The organism is Rhizobium sp. IY2, assembly GCF_047532935.1.
In the GTDB taxonomy this organism is placed as follows: Bacteria; Pseudomonadota; Alphaproteobacteria; order Rhizobiales; family Rhizobiaceae; genus Rhizobium; species Rhizobium anhuiense.
In genome coordinates, this window is sequence record NZ_JBLKNU010000002.1 from 821,104 (window position 1) to 840,292 (window position 19,189).

Sequence of the window (19,189 nt, forward strand, 5' to 3'; positions counted from 1 at the left end):
GTGAGCAACCCTGCAAAATCCATTCGCATCGGCACCATGGTCAGCGGCAACAAGGGCGATGCCGCAAGCCGCATCGGCGATATCGCCGATATGGGCTTCGAAAGCTTCGAACCCTTCTTCTGGCAAACGACCAAGGGCCAGGACCTTGCCGAACTCGGCAAGCGTTGCCTCGATGCGATCGGCGACCGCGACATCACCATCTCGACGCTCGGCATGTTCGGCAATCCGCTTGAGGAAACCGAAATCGACCTCGAAACGCTGCAGGGCTGGAAGGATTGCATCGACAATGCCCATCACTTCGGCGCCACCTGCGTTGCCGGCTTCACCGGCCGCATCCGCGGCAAACCGCTGACCGACAGCCTGCCGCGCTACAAGCAGATCTGGAGCGAGCTTGCCAAGCGCGCCGCCGACAAGGGCATCAAGATCGCCTTCGAAAACTGCGCCATGGACGGCAATTGGGCGACCGGCGACTGGAACATCGCCCACAATCCCGATGCGTGGGAACTGATCTTCAACGAGACGCCTGATGATAATATCGGCCTGGAATGGGAACCGTGCCATCAGATGGTCTATCTGATCGACCCCTTGCCGCAGATCCGCAAATGGGCGCACAAGTTCTTCCATGTCCACGGCAAGGACGCGACCATCCGCTGGGAGGTCATCAAGGAACACGGCATCTTCGGCAAAGAGAAGTTCGTCTTCATGCGCACGCCGGGCTTCGGCGACAGCAACTGGACCGATATCATTTCCGAGCTGCGCCTGGCCGGCTGGTCGGGCTCGATCGACATCGAGGGCTGGCACGACCCGGTCTATCGCGACGCGCTTGAAATGACCGGCCAGGTCTATGCGCTCAACCACCTCAAGCATGCCCGGGGCGGCGAATTCGTCGTCGATCCGGCCTGATGACATCGTTTCCGGCAAGGAGGAATTGCCGGACACGGGGATAACCACAAAGGAGGAGAACCATGGCTATCCGCAAATATGCAATTCTGGGAGCGCTTGCCCTTGCAGGCGTCTCGCTGTTCGGTCTTTCGGCCAAGGCCGAGGACGTCACGCTGACGCTCTGGTCGCTTGACAAGGACACCCAGCCGGCGCCGAACCTCGTCAAGGAGTTCAACGCTCAGAACAACGGCATCAAGATCGAATACCGGCTGATCCAGTTCGACGACGTCGTCACCGAGGCGATGCGCGCCTATGCCACCGGCCAGGCGCCCGATATCATCGCCGTCGACAATCCCGAGCACGCGCTGTTCTCGTCGCGCGGCGCCTTCCTCGATCTTACCGACATGATCGCCAAGTCGACCGTCATCAAGCCGGAGAATTATTTCCCCGGACCGTTGAAATCGGTCGAGTGGGACGGCAAGTATTTTGGCGTGCCGAAGGCGACCAACACGATCGCGCTCTATTACAACAAGGACATGTTCAAGGCGAAGGGCCTCGATCCGGCGAAACCGCCACAGACGTGGGACGAGCTGGTCGAGGATGCGCGCAAACTGACCGACCCCGCCAAGAACGTCTACGGTCTCGCCTTCTCGGCCAAGGCCAACGAGGAGGGCACCTTCCAGTTCCTTCCCTGGGCCCAGATGGGCGGCGGCAGCTATGAGCACATCAATGCCGACGGCGCGGTGAAGGCGCTGGAGATCTGGAAGACGATCATGGACGAGAAGCTCGCTTCTCCCGATACGCTGACGCGCGGTCAGTGGGATTCGACCGGAACCTTCAACTCGGGCAATGCGGCCATGGCGATCTCCGGTCCGTGGGAGCTCGACCGCATGACGCAGGAAGCGAAATTCGATTGGGGCGTCACCCTGCTCCCAGTTCCGAAGGAAGGGGCCGAACGCTCTTCGGCCATGGGCGATTTCAACTGGGCGATCTTTGCCACCAGCAAACATCCGGCCGAAGCCTTCAAGGCGCTCGAATATTTCGCCTCGCAGGACGACAAGATGTTCAAGAACTTCGGCCAGCTTCCGGCCCGTTCCGACATCTCGATCCCCGAAAGTGGCCAACCGCTGAAGGATGCCGCCCTCAAGGTCTTCCTCGAACAGCTGAAATACGCCAAGCCGCGCGGTCCGCATCCGCAATGGCCGAAGATCTCCAAGGCGATCCAGGACGCCATACAGGCGGCATTGACCGGCCAGATGAGCCCGAAGGACGCGCTCGACCAGGCCGCCGACAAGATCAAGGCAGTACTAGGCTGATCATTGGCTGCGAGCGAGCCGCTTGCTCCCTCTTCTCCCCCGCGGGGAGAAGAGGGACCGGAAGCAACGCGTCTTTTAACCGGATGAGCCTCGGTTCATCTCTTCATTTCCTCCCGGCAGGGGCCGTCTTCCGCATCATGCGCCAGGCGGCCCCGTTCGGAGTATCGGAGGACCCATGAAAAGGATCCTGATGAGCGTCAGGGACGGTCGCGGTTTCGATATCGTGCTGGTCGCTTTCCCGCTCGGCTTTCTGTTCCTGATGGCGGGGCTGCCGCTGATCTACAATGTCGTGATGAGCTTCCAGGAGGTCGACATGTTCAGCCTCGGGACCTTCTCGCGTCCCTTCGTCGGCTTCAAGAATTATACTGACCTCTTCGCGCAGCCGGAAACGCTGCCGATCCTCTACAACACCGTCATCTTCGTCACCGGCTCCATCGCCGGCCAGTTCCTGATCGGCTTCGGCCTGGCGCTGTTCTTCTGGGTCAATTTTCCCGGCGCCTCCTGGATGCGCGGCCTGTTCCTCGTCTCCTGGGTGATGCCCGGCCTCGTCGTCGGCGCCATCTGGAACTGGATTCTCTCGGGCGATTTCGGCGTGTTGAACTTCATCCTCAGGGAAAGCGGCATCATCTCCGGCAACATCTTCTGGCGCTCGGACCCGCATTATTCGCTCTATGCCGTCATCATCGCCAATATCTGGCTCGGCACTTCCTTCAACATGATCCTGTTGTCCGTCGGTCTCGCCGGCATTCCCGCCGATCTCTACGAAGCGGCCGAACTCGACGGCGCCAATATCTGGCAGCGCTTCTGGACGATCACGCTGCCGATGATGCGCTCGACCATCGGCGCGATCATCGCGCTCGGCCTGATCTTCACCCTGCAGCAGTTCGATCTCTTCGCCGCGATCACCTCGGGCGGGCCGAACAACTCGTCGAACGTCACCCAATACTGGGCCTGGGATCTCTCCTTCCGACAATACGACTTCGCCAAGGGTGCGACGATCTCCGTCATCATGATTGTCTTCGTCATGTTCGCCTCCGTCGTCTATGTCCGGTCCACACGCCACGAGGTACGCGGATGAATACGACCAACCGCGACCGCCTGATGCTCGCCATATCGGTCGTCATGGCGGCGATCTATCTCTTCCCGCTCTACTGGATGTACATCACCGCGCTGAAAAGCGGCTCGGAGATGTTCGCGACACCGCCGAGCTTCTGGCCAGCCGCGCCGCAATGGGCCACCTATGCCTATGTCTGGGAAAGCCGCGACATGGGCCGCTATCTCTGGAATTCTCTGGTGATCGCACTCGGCTCCATGGCGCTCATCACCCTGCTCGGGGTCGGCTGCGCCTATGTGCTCGCCAGATACCGCAATGTCTGGGTGGATATCGGCCTGTTCCTGATCCTGATGCTGCAGGTCTTGCCGGCCTCGCTGATGATCACGCCGATCTTCGTCGGCTTTTCGCAGATCGGCATGCTGGACTATCCAAGGCTTGCCGTCATCATCGCGGTCGCGGCAAAGAGCATGCCCTTCTTCGTCATCCTGGTGCGCGCCACCTTCATGAGCGTTCCCCAGGAGCTCGAGGAGGCGGCCCTCGTCGACGGCAATTCACGTGTCGGCGCTTTCTTCAACATCGTCCTGCCGCTTGCCCGCAACGGCATCCTGGTCAGCGCCATCCTGATCTTCATGCAGGCCTTCGGCGAATTCGTCTATTCGAAGTCGATGATCCAGGCGGTCGAGCTTCAGCCGGCAAGCGTCGGCCTCAATTCCTTCATGGGGCCGAACACCAACGAGTGGAACAACATCATGGCCTATGCCACGATGTATGTGACGCCGATCCTCGCCATTTTCGTTCTCTTGCAGCGCCGCATCGTATCCGGCCTCACCTCTGGAGCCCTCAAATGACCACGCAGATCGAGCTCAGAGGCGTCAACAAATATTACGGCGCCTTCCATGCCCTGAAGAATATCGACCTTTCGATCGCCAAGGGCACCTTCGTTGCGCTCGTCGGCCCGTCGGGCTGCGGCAAGTCCACGCTGCTGCGCTCGCTTGCCGGCCTCGAAAGCATTTCGACGGGCGATCTGAGGATCGCCGGCGAGTTGATGAACGGCGTGCCGCCGCGCAAGCGCGATGTCGCCATGGTCTTCCAGTCCTATGCGCTCTATCCGCATATGACGGTCGAGGAGAACCTGACCTACAGCCTGCGCATCCGCGGCATTGCCAAGACAGAGGCCAAGAAGGCCGCCGAGGACGTGGCGGCGACGACAGGTCTTTCACATCTGCTGAAGCGCTATCCGCGCGAGCTTTCCGGCGGTCAGCGCCAGCGTGTCGCCATGAGCCGGGCCATCATCCGCCATCCCAAGGCCTTCCTGTTCGACGAGCCCCTGTCCAACCTCGATGCTGCGCTGCGCGTCCACATGCGCAAGGAAATCCGGTCGCTGCACGACCGGCTGAACGCAACCTTCGTCTACGTCACGCACGACCAGGTCGAAGCGATGACGATGGCCGACCATGTGGTGGTGATGCGCGACGGCATCATCGAACAGCAGGGCGCGCCGCTTGATCTCTACGACCGGCCGGCGAACCGCTTCGTCGCCGGTTTCATCGGTTCGCCGGCGATGAATTTCATTCCCGCGATCGCTGCAGAAGACGGCAGGAACCTGATCCTGGATTTCGGCGCGGTGAAGCAAAAGCTTGCGATATCCCGCGCCATCGAACCCGGCCGCAAGCTCATCGCCGGCATCCGCCCGGAGCATATCGGCGTCGTCGCGCCCGGGCAGGGCAGTTTCGATATACCGATCGCCTTCGTCGAATCGACCGGCTCCTCGACCTTCATCGTCGCGGAGACCCAGCCGGAGCTGACGATCGTCGAAACGCGGCGCGACAGGGTCAAGGCGGGAGACACGATCGGCGTGTCGGTCGATCCGGATCAGATCCATCTCTTCGACGCCTCGACGGACCGTGCCATATAAGGGCAACAGCCGGCTGGAATTGTCATAAAATCGAACCGGGCACCACCGGCGCCCGGTTGCGCGACAAGCTCGACCCGACGATTGCCAACGAGGATCGCCGGTCGAGCTTCCATCGGTTTATAAGAAAACAGATCCCGCACAGTCATTGCTGTTGACAACAGCGAACATTCGATATTGTCTTGTAAAGCGTTTTACTAAACCGCTTTACAATAGGTCCAGTCAATGGCCAAGGGAACGACTCCAAGCTTGAAGGATGTTGCGGCCGCCGCCGGCGTGTCGGTCACCACGGTGTCCCGTTTCGTCAACGGAAGCCTCGATCTTCCCTTTCAGACGAAGAAGCGCATCGAGGATGCGATCCAGACGCTGAACTACCGACCGAACCCGCATGCGCGCCGCTTAAGCAGGGGCCGCTCCGACACGATCGGCCTTGTCGTGCCCGATATCGCCAATCCCTTCTTCTCGACCCTTGTCGCCGCCGTCGAGCAGGCGGCCGATGAAAGGAAACTCGCCGTCTCGCTGCATGCCACCCTCAATCGGCCGGGACGCGAGATCGAATATCTGCAGCTGATCGAGAGAAATCACGTCGACGGCTTGATCTTCATCACCAACCATCCGGATGACGGTGCGCTGGCCGCCCTCATCAACGGCACCGGCAAGGTCATCATCGTCGACGAGGACATTCCCGATTCGAAGGCGCCGAAGCTGTTCTGCGACAACGAGCAGGGCGGTTATCTCGCCGGCCTGCATCTGGCCGAGCAGGGTCATCGCCATGTCCTCTTCATTGGCGGCGACGAGCGCATGATCAGCGCCCGCAGGCGTTATGGCGGCCTGCTGAAGGCGCTCAAGGAGCGGCATGGCGGCGAGGCCAGAGCCGACCGCTATGCCGGCGAATATACGATCGAATACGGCCGGGCGGCGGCGCTCGACTATCTCTCGGGAGACCGAAAAGCGACGGCGATCTTCGCCAGCTCCGACGAGATCGCCATCGGGCTGGTCGAGGTCTTCAGAAGCCAGGGCGTCTCGATCCCTGATGACATCTCGGTCATCGGCTTCGACGATGTCGGCCCGCTTCATCTCTTTGCGCCACCGCTGACGGCCATCCGCCAGCCGGTGCGCCAGATCGGCCGGCGGTCGCTGGAGCTGCTTCTGGAAACCAATTGGCACGAGTGGAAACCATCCGCTTCCGAGGAACTGGTGCCTGTCGAAATCGTGGTGCGGAACTCCGTTGCGCCGCCTGCGAAATAACAATCAGCAACGTCAAAAAACCAAAAGAGGATGAGAACATGACATTGAATTTGACAAGACGAACGATGATCGCAGCCGCCAGCTTCACGGCATTGACCTTTATCGGCCTGTCCAGCGCCGCGGCACAGGAAAAGAAGACCATCGCATTGGTGCAGATCAACCAGCAGGCGCTTTTCTTCAATCAGATGAATGAGGGCGCCCAGAAGGCGGCCGACGCCGCCGGCGTCAAACTGGTGATCTTCAACGCCAACAACGAGACAACAGCGCAGAACAGCGCCATCGAAACCTACGTCCAGGAAAAGGTCTCCGGCCTTGCCGTCGTGGCGATCGACGTCAACGGCATCATGCCGGCGGTCAAGCAGGCCGCCGATGCCGGCATTCCGGTCGTCGCCATCGACGCCATCCTGCCTGATGGTCCGCAGAAGGCGCAGATCGGTGTGGACAATGCCGCAGCCGGCGCCGACATGGGCAAATACTTCCTCGACTACGTCAAGGCGAACATGGGCGGCAAGGCCAAGCTCGGCGTCGTCGGCGCGCTGAACTCCTTCATCCAGAACATCCGCCAGGAGGGCTTCGAGAAGACCCTGAAAGGCGTCGACGGCATCGAAATGGCCGGCGTCGTCGACGGCCAGAATATCCAGGACAACGCTCTTGCGGCGGCCGAAAACCTGATCACTGCCAATCCTGACCTGACCGCGATCTACGCCACTGGCGAACCGGCCCTGATGGGAGCGATCGCCGCCGTCCAGAGCCAGGGCAAGCAGGACAAGATCAAGGTATTCGGCTGGGATCTGACTGCCGAAGCCATTGCCGGCATCGATGCCGGCTTCGTTGTCGCGGTCGTCCAGCAGGATCCGGCGGCAATGGGCGGTGCCGCCGTCGACGCGCTCGTCAAGGCTTCGGCCGGCGAAGCCGTCACCAAGACGATCTCGGTGCCGATCACCATCGTGACCAAGGAGAATGTCGAGCCGTATCGGGCCGTCTTCAAATGATCGAAAGCGGACAGCGTGACATCGCTGCCGCCGGTTCCGGAGGGGTCGCATCCTCCGGAACCGGAACATCCGGCGGCCCCCGATCCGACCCGCGCATTTCGCTGCGCGGCATCCGCAAGTCCTTCGGTTCGCACCAGGCCCTGCGCGGCGTCGATCTCGACATCTTCCCCGGCGAATGCCTGGGGCTTGTCGGCGATAACGCCGCCGGCAAGTCGACGCTGACGAAAATCATCTCGGGAACCTACATTCCCGATGCCGGCACCATCACCATGGAAGGCGAGGAGGTTCGCTTCTCCGGTCCCGCGGATGCGCGCGGCAGAAACATCGAAATGGTGTTCCAGGATCTCAGCCTCTGCGATCATATCGATGTCGTCGGCAATCTCTTCCTCGGCCGCGAGCTCAGCCGCGGTCCGTTTCTCGACACCAGGACGATGCTGTCGGAAGCCCGCAAGATGCTGGATTCGCTTGAGATCCGTATCCCGAGACTGACCGGCAAGGTCGCCCAGCTCTCCGGCGGACAGCGTCAGGCGATCGCCATCGCACGCGCCGCCTCCTTCAAGCCGAAGGTGCTGATCATGGACGAGCCGACGTCAGCGCTTGCCGTCGCCGAGGTCGAGGCGGTTCTGGCCCTGATCAACCGCGTCAAGGCGAATGGGGTCTCGGTGATCCTCATCACCCACCGGCTGCAGGACCTCTTCCGGGTCTGCGACCGCATTGCGGTGATGTACGAGGGCACGAAGGTGGCTGAACGGCAGATCGGCAGCACCAACCTTGAGGATCTCGTTCATTTGATCGTCGGTGAAGGAGCCAGGCAATGACGGCTTATACGGAACGCGGCCATGGTTCGCGCGTCGCCGATTTCTTCGGCGAACATGCGCAGGTCCTGTCGATCGCCATCTTCTTCCTGGCCTGCATGATCTTCTTCTCGATCGGCAGTGAAACCTTCTTCACGCTCGGCAACATCCTGAACATCGTGCGGCAGGCGGCACCCATCCTGATCGTCGCCATCGCCATGACCTTCGTCATCATCACCGGCGGCATCGATCTCTCGGTCGGCTCGCAGGTCGCCCTCGTCAATGCGGTCGCGGCGATCATCATGGCGATGGGGGTACCCTGGCCATCCGTCGTCATCGGCATGCTCGTGCTCGGCGCCTTCATGGGGCTGGTCCAGGGCTGGTTCACCGCCTATCAGGGCATTCCCGCCTTCATCGTGACACTCGCGGGCCTCTCGATCCTGCGCGGCCTGGCGCTCTATCTGACCCAGGGCTATTCCATCCCGATCAAGGATGCGCCGGGCTTCTTCGCGCTCGGCCGGGGCGAGATCCTCAGCTTCCCGATTCCGGCGATCATCGCCGTCATCATCGCCATTCTCGGCTATGTCGTCATCACCGCGACCAAATATGGCCGGCAGGTCGTGGCGGTCGGCTCCAACATGGAAGCGGCGCGGCGTGTCGGCATGCCCGCCAAATGGATCATCGCCTCGGTCTATATCATCTCCGGCGTCGCCTGCGCGGTCGCCGGCCTGCTGATCGCCGCCCGGCTCGGTTCCGGCTCGTCCAATGCCGCTGTCGGCTTCGAGCTGCAGGTGATCGCTGCCGTGGTGCTCGGCGGAACGTCACTGATGGGCGGACGCGGCACCATCCTCGGCACCGTACTCGGCACGCTGACCATCGCCGTCATCGGCAACGGCCTGATCCTGATGCACATATCGCCGTTCTTCACCCAGATCGTTACCGGTGCCATCATCCTCGTCGCCATCTGGCTGAACACGCGCATCTTCACGGCCAATTTCCATTTCGGAATGCGCAGGAAAGGATGAGGCGATGAGCGAGCAGACAGCTGAGAGCCTCTCCGAAGCGCATATCCGATCCGGCAAGGTGATGACCGTCACCGGCCCCGTTTCGGCCGATGCGCTCGGCGTGACACTGATGCACGAGCATATCCTCAACGACTGCCGCTGCTGGTGGCATGCGCCGAAGACCCCGGAGCGTCAATATCTCGCCGAAAGCTTCGTCTGCATGGAGATCCTAGGCGAACTCCGGCAAGATCCCTTCGTCAACAAGCACAATATCACGCTCGACGACGAACATCTGGCGATCTCCGAACTCCAGGATTTCGCAACAGCCGGCGGCCGCACGGTGGTGGAGCCGACCTGCAAGGGCATCGGCCGCAATCCGCTGGCGCTGCGGCGCATCTCGAAAGCATCCGGTCTGAACATCGTGATGGGGGCGGGTTATTACCTCGGTTCCTCGCATCCGGAAGGCGTCGCGGCAATGGGGGTCGATGACATCGCGCGGGAAATTGTTCGCGAGGCGAGGGAAGGCGTCGACGGCACCGACGTCAGGATCGGCCTGATCGGCGAGATCGGCGTCTCCTCGGATTTCACCGCCGAGGAAGAGAAATCGCTGCGCGGCGCGGCGCGGGCGCAGGTGCTGACCGGACTTCCCCTGATGGTGCATCTGCCGGGCTGGTTCCGTCTCGGCCATCGCGTTCTCGACGTGGTCGCCGAAGAAGGGGCAAATCTCCGCCACACCGTGCTTTGCCACATGAACCCGTCGCATGACGACATCGCCTATCAGAGCGAGCTGGCGGAGCGCGGCTCCTTCATCGAATACGACATGATCGGCATGGATTTCTTCTATGCCGACCAGCAGGTGCAATGCCCGAGCGACGAGCAGGCGGCGCGCGCGATCGTGCGTCTCATCGAGGCTGGTTATCTCGACCGGATTTTGCTGTCGCACGACGTCTTTCTGAAGATGATGCTGACGCATTACGGCGGCAACGGCTACGCCTACATCCTTCGCCACTTCCTTCCCCGTCTTCAGCGCCACGGCATCGACAGGACGGTTCTCGACGAGATGATGCGCAGCAATCCGCGCCGCGTCTTTTGTGCCGGAGCCTAGCTCCACCAATTCAATCGATCACAGGTACGGCAGACCATGACAAAAAAAATCCTCCTTGTCGGCGAGAGCTGGGTCAGCTCCGCCACGCACTACAAAGGCTTCGATCAGTTCGGCAGCGTCACCTTCCATCTCGGCGCCGAACCGCTGGTCAAGGCACTCGCCGGCAGCGCCTTCGAGCTCACCTATATGCCGGCGCACGAGGCGGTGGAGAAATTCCCTTTCGAGATGACCGGGCTCGACGCCTATGACGCCATCATCCTCTCCGATATCGGCGCCAATTCGCTGCTGCTGCCGCCGGACGTGTGGCTGCACTCACGCACCGTGCCGAACCGGCTGAAACTTCTGAAGGCCTGGGTGGAGAAGGGCGGCGGCCTGCTGATGGTCGGCGGCTATTTCTCCTTCCAGGGCATCGACGGCAAGGCACGCTGGCGGCGTACCCCGGTCGAAGACACGCTGCCCGTCACGTGCCTGCCTTACGACGACCGCGTCGAAATCCCCGAGGGAACCGTCGCCGAAGTGGTGAAGCCTGAGCATCCGACGATGCGGGGTCTCGAAGGCGCCTGGCCGGTGCTTCTCGGCGTCAACGAGGTCGAAGTGCGCGACCGGGCCGATGTCGAGATCGTTGCACGCCTGCCTGACGATCAGGGCGGCCATCCGCTGCTCGTCCTCGGCACGCATGGTGCTGGGCGGACGGCCGCCTGGACCTCGGATATCGGCCCGCACTGGCTGTCGCCTGCTTTCTGCGAATGGGAAGGTTATGGCCGGCTCTGGAAAAACATCCTCGGCTGGCTCACCGAAAGGCAGGCGTGATGCCTGCACGCGGGACGAATTGGAAAGGGAATGACATGCAGGAAATTTCAGATAGGCCGTCCAACGCCATCCGGGACATCTTCGGCAGGGACAAGGTTCTGATCGGCATGATCCATTGCCCGGCCTTTCCGGGCGCCCCCCGCTACAGGGGTGCGGCAATGGACGCGATCTACGACGCGTGCATGCGCGACGCCGAAGCCTGCATGGAAGGCGGCCTGCATGGGCTGATCATCGAAAATCATGGCGACGTGCCGTTCTCGAAGCCCGAAGATATAGGCCCTGAGACGACGGGTTTCATGTCCGTCGTCACCGACCGGATCGCGCGCGCGGCCGGCATCCCGCTTGGTATCAACGTGCTGGCCAACGCGCCGATCCCGGCTTTCGCCATCGCGATGGCCGGCGGGGCCAAATTCATCCGCGTCAATCAATGGGCCAATGCCTATGTCGCCAATGAAGGTTTCATGGAGGGAAGGGCGGCCGAAGCCATGCGCTACCGCTCGCTGCTCAGGGCCGAGCATATCAAGGTCTTCGCCGACAGCCACGTCAAACACGGCAGCCACGCCATCGTCGCCGACCGCTCGATCCAAGAACTGACGCGCGACCTCGCCTTCTTCGATGCCGATGGCGTCATCGCCACCGGCCAGCGAACCGGCCATTCGGCGACGATGGAGGAGATCGAGGAGATCGGCGCCGCCACGCACCTGCCGCTGCTCGTCGGCTCCGGCGTCAACAAGGACAATATCGTCGATATTCTGAGCCGCACCAATGGCGTCATCGTCGCCTCTTCGCTGAAGCACGGCGGCGTCTGGTGGAACCCTGTCGACGTCGAACGCGTGCGGGCCTTTCGGGCAGCAGCCGAGCCAGGACTGGAGGGCTGAGCATGGCGGCAGAGAGCCTTTCGGCCCGCATCCTGCGCGAGAACGATGCCGTCTTCCGCGCGATGCTGAACCACCGCTTCGTCGAAGACGTCAAGAACGGCACGTTGAGCAGGGAGGCTTTCGAACGGTACCTCGTATATGAAGGCGCCTTCGTCGACAGCGCCATCTCGATCTTTGCCTATGCGGCGGCGACCGCCAAGACGATGGCGCAGAAGCGCTGGCTGATCGCGGTTCTCGACGCGCTTGCCAACGAGCAGATCAGCTATTTCGAACGCACCTTCGTCAGTCGCGGCATCGATCCCTCGTCCTTCGACACCGGCATCGCCGAGGTCGAGGCCTTTCGCGCCGGAATGTTGGAGATCGCCCGCCGAGGCGGCTTCCTCGACACCGTCGCGGCGATGTTTGCAGCCGAGTGGATGTACTGGACCTGGTCGAAGGAAGCCGCCAATTGCCCGATCGGCGATCTGCTGCTGAAGGAATGGGTCGACCTGCATGTCGATCCGAATTTCGCCGCCCAGGCGCAATGGCTGAAGAATGAACTCGACATGGCAGGAGAAACGCTGGAAGAGGATGAAAAAGCGCGGCTCAGCGCGATCTTCGGCCGGGCGATGCAGCTCGAGATCGATTTTCACGATGCGCCTTACCTTTAGCTTCACCTTGCGAAAGCAGATGCATGCGCGCCTACATAGTCGGTAACGTCGCCATCGACGAAACCATCGCCGTTTCCGAACTTCCCGTCATCGGTGCCTCCATCCTTGGTAATGCCGGTGGCAGCGATCTTGGCGGCAAAGGCACGAACCAGGCTGTTGTCATGGCCCGCTGCGGCGTTCCGACAACGCTGGTGGCGCCTATTGGCAGGGATGCGCGGGCCGATACGATCCGCCATTACCTCGCCGACGAGCCGCTTCGGAGTGAACTGATCGAAATGGACGGTGTATCGAGTGATGTCTCGATCATCTTCCGGCTGCCCGGCGGCGAAAATGCCATCGTCACGACGACGGAATCGGCGCAGAGCCTGTCCCTCTCCCATGTCAGGCGGATCCTGTCGACGGCCCGTCCCGGCGATCTGATGATGCTGCAGGGCAATCTGTCCGACCAGACGACCCGCGACATCCTCGAACATGCAAGAGCGATCGGCATGGTCACCGCCTTCAATCCCTCGCCGGTGCGTTCCTATTTCTCCGATCTCTGGCACCTCATCGACATCGCCTTCCTCAACAAGGGTGAGGCACAGGCTTTGACGGGAACGACAGGTGGGGATGCTGCCCAATATCTGCTCGGCCGGGGTCTGCGTGAAATCGTCCTGACGCTGGGCGGAGACGGCGCGACGCTCGTGAACCGGAACGGCAGCATCGACGTGCCGGCCCGCGCCTGCGATGTTGTGGATACGACGGGTGCGGGCGATACCTTCATGGCCGCAGCCCTGGCATCCTGCGCGTTGCGCGATCAGCGGCTGGACAGGCTGGCCATCGAGCACGCGGCCGCAGCCGCAGCCATCACCGTCTCAAGGCATGGAACGAGAAAGGCGTTTCCGACCATTTCCGAGCTTGAAGCGATCCTGAGATAACCGCCCCGCTATGGCGGGCAGCTTCATAAAACCATCATCAGCCTCTGCGAAGGGATGGGCTTCTCGCGATTCCCTCCGTTACATCCGGACATTCCCCATGACATCACTCTCAATTTCCGCGCGTCTTTCCCCGACTGCCTCGTCCCGCCTCGTCGTGCTTGCCGAAACGGCATTGAAGGCGGGCGAAACCGCCCGCGGCTCGTTGCGGCGGCGGACATCCCAGGAAATGCTCGCCAAGGCGCCGCGCGACTATCAGACTGAAATCGATGTGGCCGTCGAGCGGATCATCGTCGACGAGATGACGATAGCCTTCCCGGACTATGCCATCCAGGGCGAGGAAGCCGTCGGCAACCGCACGGCCGCTCCGGAGACGCCGATCATCTATATCGACCCGATCGACGGCACCACCAATTACGCCTGGGGCATTCCGCATTTCGGCATGACGATCTCGATCGTCGAAAACGGCAGGCTGGTCATGGGCGTCGTCTATGACGCCATGCAGGACGAACTCTTCAGCGCCGAAATCGGCGGCGGCGCCTATCTCAACGGCGAACGCATCCGCTGCGCCAATGTCGGCGACATCGAGAACGTGCTTGTCGGCGCCGGCCTGCCGATCCCCGGCCAGGTCAAGGCGGTTGCCGAAGACACCTATTTCGACGCCATCAAACGCCTGATGGCCAACACGGCAGGCGTGCGCCGCCTCGGCTCGGCGGCGCTGTCGATCGCCTATGTCGCCTGCGGCCGTCTGGACGGGTTCTTCGAAGACGGGCTCGCGATCCATGATTTCGGCGCGTCAGCGCTGCTGGTCGAAGAGGCGGGCGGCATCGTCACCCGGTTTTCCGGGACCGAAATCGACGGGCGAGGCGATATACTGGCTGCCAGCAAGGCGCTGCACCCCTGGCTACTGGAAGGTTTCCAGAGCAAGGCGTGAACCTGCGTATTCCAGCGGTTCAAACCCGCTGGAGCGCCTCGATCTCGGCTTTGGCGGCGGCCGGCATCGACTGATGGGCAAGTTCATTGTCGCGGAAGACAAAAAAGCTGGCGAGGCGCGGTTCGACCCTCATCCCGGCCCGGATCCGATCGTCCGGCGCCACCATCGCCTTCAGGCGGGTGCCGTCGGCAAGATCGACATCGACCATCTTGTGGGTGCCGAAATCGACGATGCGATGGACAGTCGCGGCCTCCGCCCGATCCGAGGGACGGATCGTCAACGCTTCCGGGCGGGCTGCCAGCGTCACCGGCCCATCCTCGATGGGGATTGCAAGCGGGAAGAGCGGATGTTCGCAGACCCCATTTCTGGTGCGCCCCTGGACGAAATTCATCGAGCCGATGAAGCCGGCGACGAAAGCGGTCTGGGGCTGCCGGTAGATGGTGCTCGGCGGCGCAATCTGTTCGGTGCGCCCATCGCGCATGACGACGATGCGGTCGGCGAGCGCCAAGGCTTCATCTTGGCCGTGGGTGACGAAGAGCGTGGTGATGCCGAGGCGCTGCTGGATATCTCGCACCTCCTCCCGCAGCCTTTCGCGTAAGTGCTGGTCAAGGCTGGCGAAGGGCTCGTCGAGCAAAAGGATCTTCGGCTCGAGCACCAGCGAGCGGGCAAGGGCGACACGCTGCTGCTGGCCGCCGGACAATTGCGTCGTCATCCGCCTGCTGTAATCGGCAAGGCCGACCAGCGCCAATGCGCTCTCGACACGCTCGCGGATTTCCGCCTTCGGCAGCCGGCGCAGCTTCAGGCCGAAGGCGATATTGTTGAAGACATCCATATGCGTCCAGAGCGCATGGCTCTGGAACACCATGCCGGTCGGGCGCCGCTCGGGCGGCAGCGTCGTCACATCCTTCGCGTCGATGCGGATCGTCCCGCCGCTTGGGCGCTCGAAGCCGCCGATCATTCTGAGCAGCGTCGACTTGCCGGAGCCGGATGGGCCGAGCAGGCAGACGAGTTCGCCGTCGCCGACTTCGAGCGAGAAGTCGCGAACGGCAAAACTGGTCCCGAACAGTTTCGAAACGCCCTCGATCGCCAGATGTGCCATTCTCAAACCCTTCCCTGGACTGACGCGTGGTATTTCATGCGCCGAAACCTCTCGCAAAGGCGCCGGTGCCGATCACGCGGCGTGCAAACATCAGCGCGATGAAGGACGGCACCCACAGCATGACCGAGAGCACGGCGCCGTATTGCACGACGATCTGGTTGTTGATGAAGCTGATCATCAGCACCGGCATGGTGCGAATCTCCGGCGCGCCGATCAACCAGGCGCCTTCGGTCTCGTAGAAGGTGCCGACGAAGGTCAAAAGCAGCGCCGCTGATATCGTCGGTGCCGCCTGCGGCAGGGTGATCGACCAGAAGACGCGCAGCGGTGTGGCGCCGGCATCGCGCGCCGCCTCTTCCATGCGCCGGTCGACATTCTGGAAAGCAGCGACCGGGATCCAGATCATCAGCATCAGCGTGCCGACGAGTTGGATCAGCACGACGCCCCAGAAGGTGCTGATCAGGCCGAACTGCAGGAAGATGCCGGCAATAGCGACGAGCAGGCCGAATTTTGGAAAGGCATGCGATGCGAGGAACGACAGAAACAGAATGTTCCTGCCGGGAAAACGCATGCGCGCGAAGGCGTAGGCCGCGGGAAGGCAGATGACGGCGGAGAGAATGGTCACCGTCGTCGTCAGCCGCAGGCTGAGGAAGAGCGCGTCCCAGACATCCCCCCGCGCCAGCGTCTGCCCCCAGAAACGCAGGCCGAACTGCTGCGGGATGACCGAGGGATAACGCCAGACTTCGGTGAAGGCCCATGTGCCGACCACGATCAACGGCAGCGCGATGAACAGTGTCAGCAGGCACGCGAAGAGCAAGCCGATCCAGTCGAAGCGAAGATCCATGCTCGATCTGCCGGTCGTCATAGCTGGGCCTCGCGGTTGCGGGCGATCGACCGGATGTAGAAAATGCCGAAAACCAGGCAGAAGGCGAATGTGATGACGGCCTGGGTCATGGCATCAAGCGGGTCGTTCATATCGGCGAAGGTGCGCTGCATGAACGGCCCCATCATCTCCGGCGATGCCGAGCCGAGCACATAGGGTAGGGTGAAGGCGGAAAAGATGCCAAGCACCGCAAAGGAAGCCGTCACCAGCAGCGAATTGCCCATGCGCGGCAGGATGATCGAGATGAAGACCCGAAACGGCCTTGCGCCGACATCGCGGGCGGCCTCGACGGCGCTGTTCGAGATGGAGGAGAGCCCGGCCGTCAGCATCAGCACCGTCAGCGGAAGATTGTCCCAGACGAGGCCGATGACCGGTCCCCACGGCGTCAGATAGGGCGTGCGCAGCTTGGGCAGGCCGACTGAATTCAGCAACAGGTCGACGGTGCCGTTCGGCCCGATCGTCCGGATCAGCGCATAGGCGAGGATGATCGACGGCACGAACATCGGGAAGATCGCAAGAGCCTGCACATAGGCGGCAAGACGCCCTTGCGAGAAGCGAAGGTAAAGCGCGATCGGAAGGCCGATCGCCAGAAGCAGGATGCCGCAGACGGCGGTCGTCCAAAGCGTCAGCCAGAGATTGCCGAGGCTGTAGCCGTCGGTGAAGAAGAAGCGATAGGAGGCAAGCGAGACTTCTGTCGCTCCGTCAGGACCGCGAACGAAGATCGTGCCGACGACCGCCGAAAAGATCGGAAAGATGATCAGCCATGCGAGCAGGAAGACCGGTAGGGCGACGAGGAGGAGCCCGATGGAGCTCCCCCTGGTGATGGACGGGTGACGGCTGGGAACCGCCGGCGCAGTGTCGGTGGACATCAGGTTCGGCTGATGCCCGGAGCGACGTTGCGGTACCAGCCGTCGGCGATTGCCTTTTCCCAGTCGCCGCCCGGGAAGGTCGGGATGGTCGATGGAATGACGTCGGCATATTTCTTGCGGAGATCGTCGGAGATATGGTCCCAGGAGATGCCGGGGAAGCCGCCGATCTGAGTGATGATCGCTTCCTGCATTTCCTTCGTCAGCATGAAGGCGGCCAGCTTCAGCGCCGCATCCTTGTTGGCGCCATTCGAGAATACGGTGATGCCGGAAAAGCCGCCGCAAAGGGCGAGATCGGAAAGCTGCACGAGGCCGGTCGTCTCCGGCAGCACGCCCTGGGAGATCGCCTGCAGCACCTGGTCGGACCAGACCGGCACCATGGTGACGACGCCCTGGGCGAGCAGCTGGATCGACTGGGTGTTGCCGGCGGTATAGGCGCCCTTGTCGTAGAGCGCGGGCTCGAGGTCGTTGAGGATCTTCCAGGCCGGCGTCAGCGCTTCCGTGGCGAAGTCGGCGGTGAAATTGTCGATCTTGAACTTCTTCGGATCGCGGCCATTGGCCTCATGGATCGCCCGGCGGACGAAGTTGCCGCCCGAGCCGCCCTTGTCCGGACGGTTGTAGATGAACTGGCCGGGATTGGCCTTGATCCATGCGGTGAGCTGCTCCCAGCTCTTCGGTGCATCCTTCGGATCGAGCTTGGTGGTGTCGTAGGCGAGAAGCACCTGCGAACCGCGGTAGGGAAGCGAGTAAGGGGTATCGAAGGCAAGCGGATTGATATGGTCGTAGCCTTCGATATTCTCGGCGGAGAACTTGACCCAGAGGCCGGCATCGATGCCGCCGGATGGCAGGCGCGGATCGAACACCTCGAACAGGTCGGCCTGCGGATCGGTCTTCGTCTTCAGTGCGGCGAGCGCACGGTCGGCGATGGCGCGCAAACCGTTATTGTCGCCGGCATCGGTCACCTTCAGGGCAACGCCTGGATGCGCCTTTTCGAAGGCGGGGCGGATGGTGTTGTTCCAGAGGTCGACGATATTGGCATCCGAACCGCTGTAGAGATCGATCGTGCCGGCCGCGGCCGATGCGAAACGCGGAAGAGCCAGCAGACCGGCTGCAGCTGATGATGTGATCAGAAATTCGCGTCTATTCATAACCCGTCTCCATCAGGTGTCGAGGCTCAGCCTCCGCAGGAATGTTCAAGGCCTTGCTAGCGCCGGCGCGTAACATCGACATGACAGATCGGGCGTATCTGAGGGAAATTGCACAGCTGTGCTGAATTCCGCCGTATGGAAATCTTCGGCGGGAAACACTATCTCTCGGCAAACAAGGAGATATCCAATGACCGAAGAACGTGCAGTCCTCGCCGGCGGTTGCTTCTGGGGCATGCAGGACCTGATCCGCCGATACAAGGGCGTGATTTCGACCCGCGTCGGCTATACCGGCGGCGATGTGCCGAATGCCACCTACCGCAACCACGGAACCCATGCTGAGGCGATCGAGATCATCTTCGACGCCTCAAGGATCAGCTATCGGGAAATCCTCGAATTCTTCTTCCAGATCCACGACCCGAGCACGCGCAACCGCCAGGGCAACGATGTTGGCTTGAGCTACCGCTCGGCGATCTTCTACGTCACCCCCGAGCAGGAGCGCGTCGCCAAGGATACGATCGCCGATGTCGACGCCTCAGGCCTGTGGCCCGGCAAGGTCGTCACCGAAGTCGTGCCGGTCAGCGATTTCTGGGAGGCCGAACCCGAGCATCAGGATTATCTGGAGCGGATTCCGAACGGTTATACCTGCCATTTCGTCCGGCCCGGCTGGAAACTGCCGGTTCGTCAGAAGATCGCCTGAAATTGA

The 19,189-nt window shown here is 62.0% G+C and carries 20 protein-coding genes; 16 read left to right on the forward strand and 4 right to left on the reverse strand.

What is annotated here, in order from left to right:
* The 15 genes from ACMUVN_RS12495 to ACMUVN_RS12565 all read left to right on the forward strand — a co-directional run bounded on the left by ACMUVN_RS12495 (window position 1) and on the right by ACMUVN_RS12565 (window position 14,493).
* Window positions 1-903: a sugar phosphate isomerase/epimerase family protein gene (locus ACMUVN_RS12495; RefSeq protein WP_047613133.1), complete on the forward strand. Its 903-nt coding sequence runs from the start codon at window positions 1-3 to the stop codon at window positions 901-903.
* Window positions 904-965: 62 nt separating this feature from the next.
* On the forward strand, window positions 966-2,198 hold the full coding sequence (locus tag ACMUVN_RS12500; protein ID WP_047613135.1) for an ABC transporter substrate-binding protein: 1,233 nt from the start codon (window positions 966-968) through the stop codon (window positions 2,196-2,198).
* Between the two features lie 175 nt (window positions 2,199-2,373).
* Entirely contained in the window at window positions 2,374-3,276 is a 903-nt protein-coding gene (locus ACMUVN_RS12505; RefSeq protein WP_047613136.1) for a carbohydrate ABC transporter permease, read from the forward strand.
* On the forward strand, window positions 3,273-4,100 hold the full coding sequence (locus ACMUVN_RS12510; protein WP_047613138.1) for a carbohydrate ABC transporter permease: 828 nt from the start codon (window positions 3,273-3,275) through the stop codon (window positions 4,098-4,100). Before ACMUVN_RS12505 ends, ACMUVN_RS12510 begins: the two co-directional genes overlap by 4 nt.
* Window positions 4,097-5,167, forward strand: coding sequence for an ABC transporter ATP-binding protein (locus tag ACMUVN_RS12515; RefSeq protein ID WP_097594784.1), 1,071 nt, complete (start codon window positions 4,097-4,099; stop codon window positions 5,165-5,167). The genes ACMUVN_RS12510 and ACMUVN_RS12515 overlap by 4 nt, the downstream gene beginning before the upstream one ends.
* A 222-nt stretch (window positions 5,168-5,389) precedes the next feature.
* Window positions 5,390-6,412: a LacI family DNA-binding transcriptional regulator gene (locus tag ACMUVN_RS12520; protein ID WP_097594783.1), complete on the forward strand. Its 1,023-nt coding sequence runs from the start codon at window positions 5,390-5,392 to the stop codon at window positions 6,410-6,412.
* A gap of 38 nt (window positions 6,413-6,450) precedes the next feature.
* Window positions 6,451-7,404, forward strand: coding sequence for a substrate-binding domain-containing protein (locus ACMUVN_RS12525; protein WP_047613141.1), 954 nt, complete (start codon window positions 6,451-6,453; stop codon window positions 7,402-7,404).
* Window positions 7,401-8,222 (forward strand): ATP-binding cassette domain-containing protein, encoded by an 822-nt coding sequence (locus ACMUVN_RS12530; protein ID WP_047613142.1) that lies wholly within the window; start codon window positions 7,401-7,403, stop codon window positions 8,220-8,222. Before ACMUVN_RS12525 ends, ACMUVN_RS12530 begins: the two co-directional genes overlap by 4 nt.
* The gene (locus ACMUVN_RS12535; protein WP_097594782.1) at window positions 8,219-9,223 is read left to right on the forward strand and encodes an ABC transporter permease; all 1,005 of its coding nucleotides are present in this window, start codon (window positions 8,219-8,221) and stop codon (window positions 9,221-9,223) included. Before ACMUVN_RS12530 ends, ACMUVN_RS12535 begins: the two co-directional genes overlap by 4 nt.
* 4 nt (window positions 9,224-9,227) lie before the next feature.
* Window positions 9,228-10,307, forward strand: coding sequence for a phosphotriesterase (locus ACMUVN_RS12540; RefSeq protein WP_097594781.1), 1,080 nt, complete (start codon window positions 9,228-9,230; stop codon window positions 10,305-10,307).
* A gap of 36 nt (window positions 10,308-10,343) precedes the next feature.
* On the forward strand, window positions 10,344-11,117 hold the full coding sequence (locus tag ACMUVN_RS12545; RefSeq protein ID WP_097594780.1) for a glutamine amidotransferase: 774 nt from the start codon (window positions 10,344-10,346) through the stop codon (window positions 11,115-11,117).
* 35 nt (window positions 11,118-11,152) lie between these two features.
* Window positions 11,153-11,995, forward strand: a complete 843-nt coding sequence (locus ACMUVN_RS12550; protein ID WP_097594779.1) for a BtpA/SgcQ family protein — start codon at window positions 11,153-11,155, stop codon at window positions 11,993-11,995.
* 2 nt (window positions 11,996-11,997) lie between these two features.
* Window positions 11,998-12,645: a TenA family protein gene (locus ACMUVN_RS12555; protein WP_097594778.1), complete on the forward strand. Its 648-nt coding sequence runs from the start codon at window positions 11,998-12,000 to the stop codon at window positions 12,643-12,645.
* Window positions 12,646-12,668: 23 nt separating this feature from the next.
* Window positions 12,669-13,562: a ribokinase gene (locus ACMUVN_RS12560; RefSeq protein WP_047613152.1), complete on the forward strand. Its 894-nt coding sequence runs from the start codon at window positions 12,669-12,671 to the stop codon at window positions 13,560-13,562.
* Between the two features lie 97 nt (window positions 13,563-13,659).
* Window positions 13,660-14,493: an inositol monophosphatase family protein gene (locus ACMUVN_RS12565; RefSeq protein WP_063476124.1), complete on the forward strand. Its 834-nt coding sequence runs from the start codon at window positions 13,660-13,662 to the stop codon at window positions 14,491-14,493.
* 19 nt (window positions 14,494-14,512) lie between these two features.
* Here ACMUVN_RS12565 and ACMUVN_RS12570 read toward each other — a convergent pair whose 3' ends face one another.
* Genes ACMUVN_RS12570 through ACMUVN_RS12585 form a run of 4 tightly spaced genes read right to left on the reverse strand, consistent with a single transcriptional unit; the run spans window position 14,513 to window position 18,486 of the window.
* The gene (locus tag ACMUVN_RS12570) at window positions 14,513-15,592 is read right to left on the reverse strand and encodes an ABC transporter ATP-binding protein (RefSeq protein ID WP_063476125.1); all 1,080 of its coding nucleotides are present in this window, start codon (window positions 15,590-15,592) and stop codon (window positions 14,513-14,515) included.
* A gap of 34 nt (window positions 15,593-15,626) precedes the next feature.
* The gene (locus ACMUVN_RS12575; protein WP_097544000.1) at window positions 15,627-16,454 is read right to left on the reverse strand and encodes an ABC transporter permease; all 828 of its coding nucleotides are present in this window, start codon (window positions 16,452-16,454) and stop codon (window positions 15,627-15,629) included.
* On the reverse strand, window positions 16,451-17,341 hold the full coding sequence (locus ACMUVN_RS12580; protein ID WP_097594777.1) for an ABC transporter permease: 891 nt from the start codon (window positions 17,339-17,341) through the stop codon (window positions 16,451-16,453). Before ACMUVN_RS12580 ends, ACMUVN_RS12575 begins: the two co-directional genes overlap by 4 nt.
* Entirely contained in the window at window positions 17,341-18,486 is a 1,146-nt protein-coding gene (locus tag ACMUVN_RS12585; RefSeq protein ID WP_097594776.1) for an extracellular solute-binding protein, read from the reverse strand. The genes ACMUVN_RS12580 and ACMUVN_RS12585 overlap by 1 nt, the downstream gene beginning before the upstream one ends.
* 187 nt (window positions 18,487-18,673) lie before the next feature.
* On the opposite strand from ACMUVN_RS12585, the gene msrA reads away from it, so the two are divergent.
* Entirely contained in the window at window positions 18,674-19,183 is a 510-nt protein-coding gene (msrA, locus tag ACMUVN_RS12590) for a peptide-methionine (S)-S-oxide reductase MsrA (protein WP_097594775.1), read from the forward strand.
* The last annotated feature ends 6 nt before the right edge of the window (window positions 19,184-19,189 follow it).

Coding starts and splice junctions, on each gene's coding strand:
- ACMUVN_RS12565 (WP_063476124.1), top strand. CDS start 13,660: ATGACATCACTCTCAATTTCCGCGCGTCTTTCCCCGACTGCCTCGTCC.
- ACMUVN_RS12535 (WP_097594782.1), top strand. CDS start 8,219: ATGACGGCTTATACGGAACGCGGCCATGGTTCGCGCGTCGCCGATTTC.
- ACMUVN_RS12575 (WP_097544000.1), bottom strand. CDS start 16,454: ATGACGACCGGCAGATCGAGCATGGATCTTCGCTTCGACTGGATCGGC.
- ACMUVN_RS12570 (WP_063476125.1), bottom strand. CDS start 15,592: ATGGCACATCTGGCGATCGAGGGCGTTTCGAAACTGTTCGGGACCAGT.
- ACMUVN_RS12560 (WP_047613152.1), top strand. CDS start 12,669: ATGCGCGCCTACATAGTCGGTAACGTCGCCATCGACGAAACCATCGCC.
- ACMUVN_RS12515 (WP_097594784.1), top strand. CDS start 4,097: ATGACCACGCAGATCGAGCTCAGAGGCGTCAACAAATATTACGGCGCC.
- ACMUVN_RS12505 (WP_047613136.1), top strand. CDS start 2,374: ATGAAAAGGATCCTGATGAGCGTCAGGGACGGTCGCGGTTTCGATATC.
- ACMUVN_RS12585 (WP_097594776.1), bottom strand. CDS start 18,486: ATGAATAGACGCGAATTTCTGATCACATCATCAGCTGCAGCCGGTCTG.
- ACMUVN_RS12525 (WP_047613141.1), top strand. CDS start 6,451: ATGACATTGAATTTGACAAGACGAACGATGATCGCAGCCGCCAGCTTC.
- ACMUVN_RS12555 (WP_097594778.1), top strand. CDS start 11,998: ATGGCGGCAGAGAGCCTTTCGGCCCGCATCCTGCGCGAGAACGATGCC.
- ACMUVN_RS12545 (WP_097594780.1), top strand. CDS start 10,344: ATGACAAAAAAAATCCTCCTTGTCGGCGAGAGCTGGGTCAGCTCCGCC.
- ACMUVN_RS12580 (WP_097594777.1), bottom strand. CDS start 17,341: ATGTCCACCGACACTGCGCCGGCGGTTCCCAGCCGTCACCCGTCCATC.
- ACMUVN_RS12520 (WP_097594783.1), top strand. CDS start 5,390: ATGGCCAAGGGAACGACTCCAAGCTTGAAGGATGTTGCGGCCGCCGCC.
- ACMUVN_RS12550 (WP_097594779.1), top strand. CDS start 11,153: ATGCAGGAAATTTCAGATAGGCCGTCCAACGCCATCCGGGACATCTTC.
- ACMUVN_RS12510 (WP_047613138.1), top strand. CDS start 3,273: ATGAATACGACCAACCGCGACCGCCTGATGCTCGCCATATCGGTCGTC.
- msrA (WP_097594775.1), top strand. CDS start 18,674: ATGACCGAAGAACGTGCAGTCCTCGCCGGCGGTTGCTTCTGGGGCATG.
- ACMUVN_RS12530 (WP_047613142.1), top strand. CDS start 7,401: ATGATCGAAAGCGGACAGCGTGACATCGCTGCCGCCGGTTCCGGAGGG.
- ACMUVN_RS12540 (WP_097594781.1), top strand. CDS start 9,228: ATGAGCGAGCAGACAGCTGAGAGCCTCTCCGAAGCGCATATCCGATCC.
- ACMUVN_RS12500 (WP_047613135.1), top strand. CDS start 966: ATGGCTATCCGCAAATATGCAATTCTGGGAGCGCTTGCCCTTGCAGGC.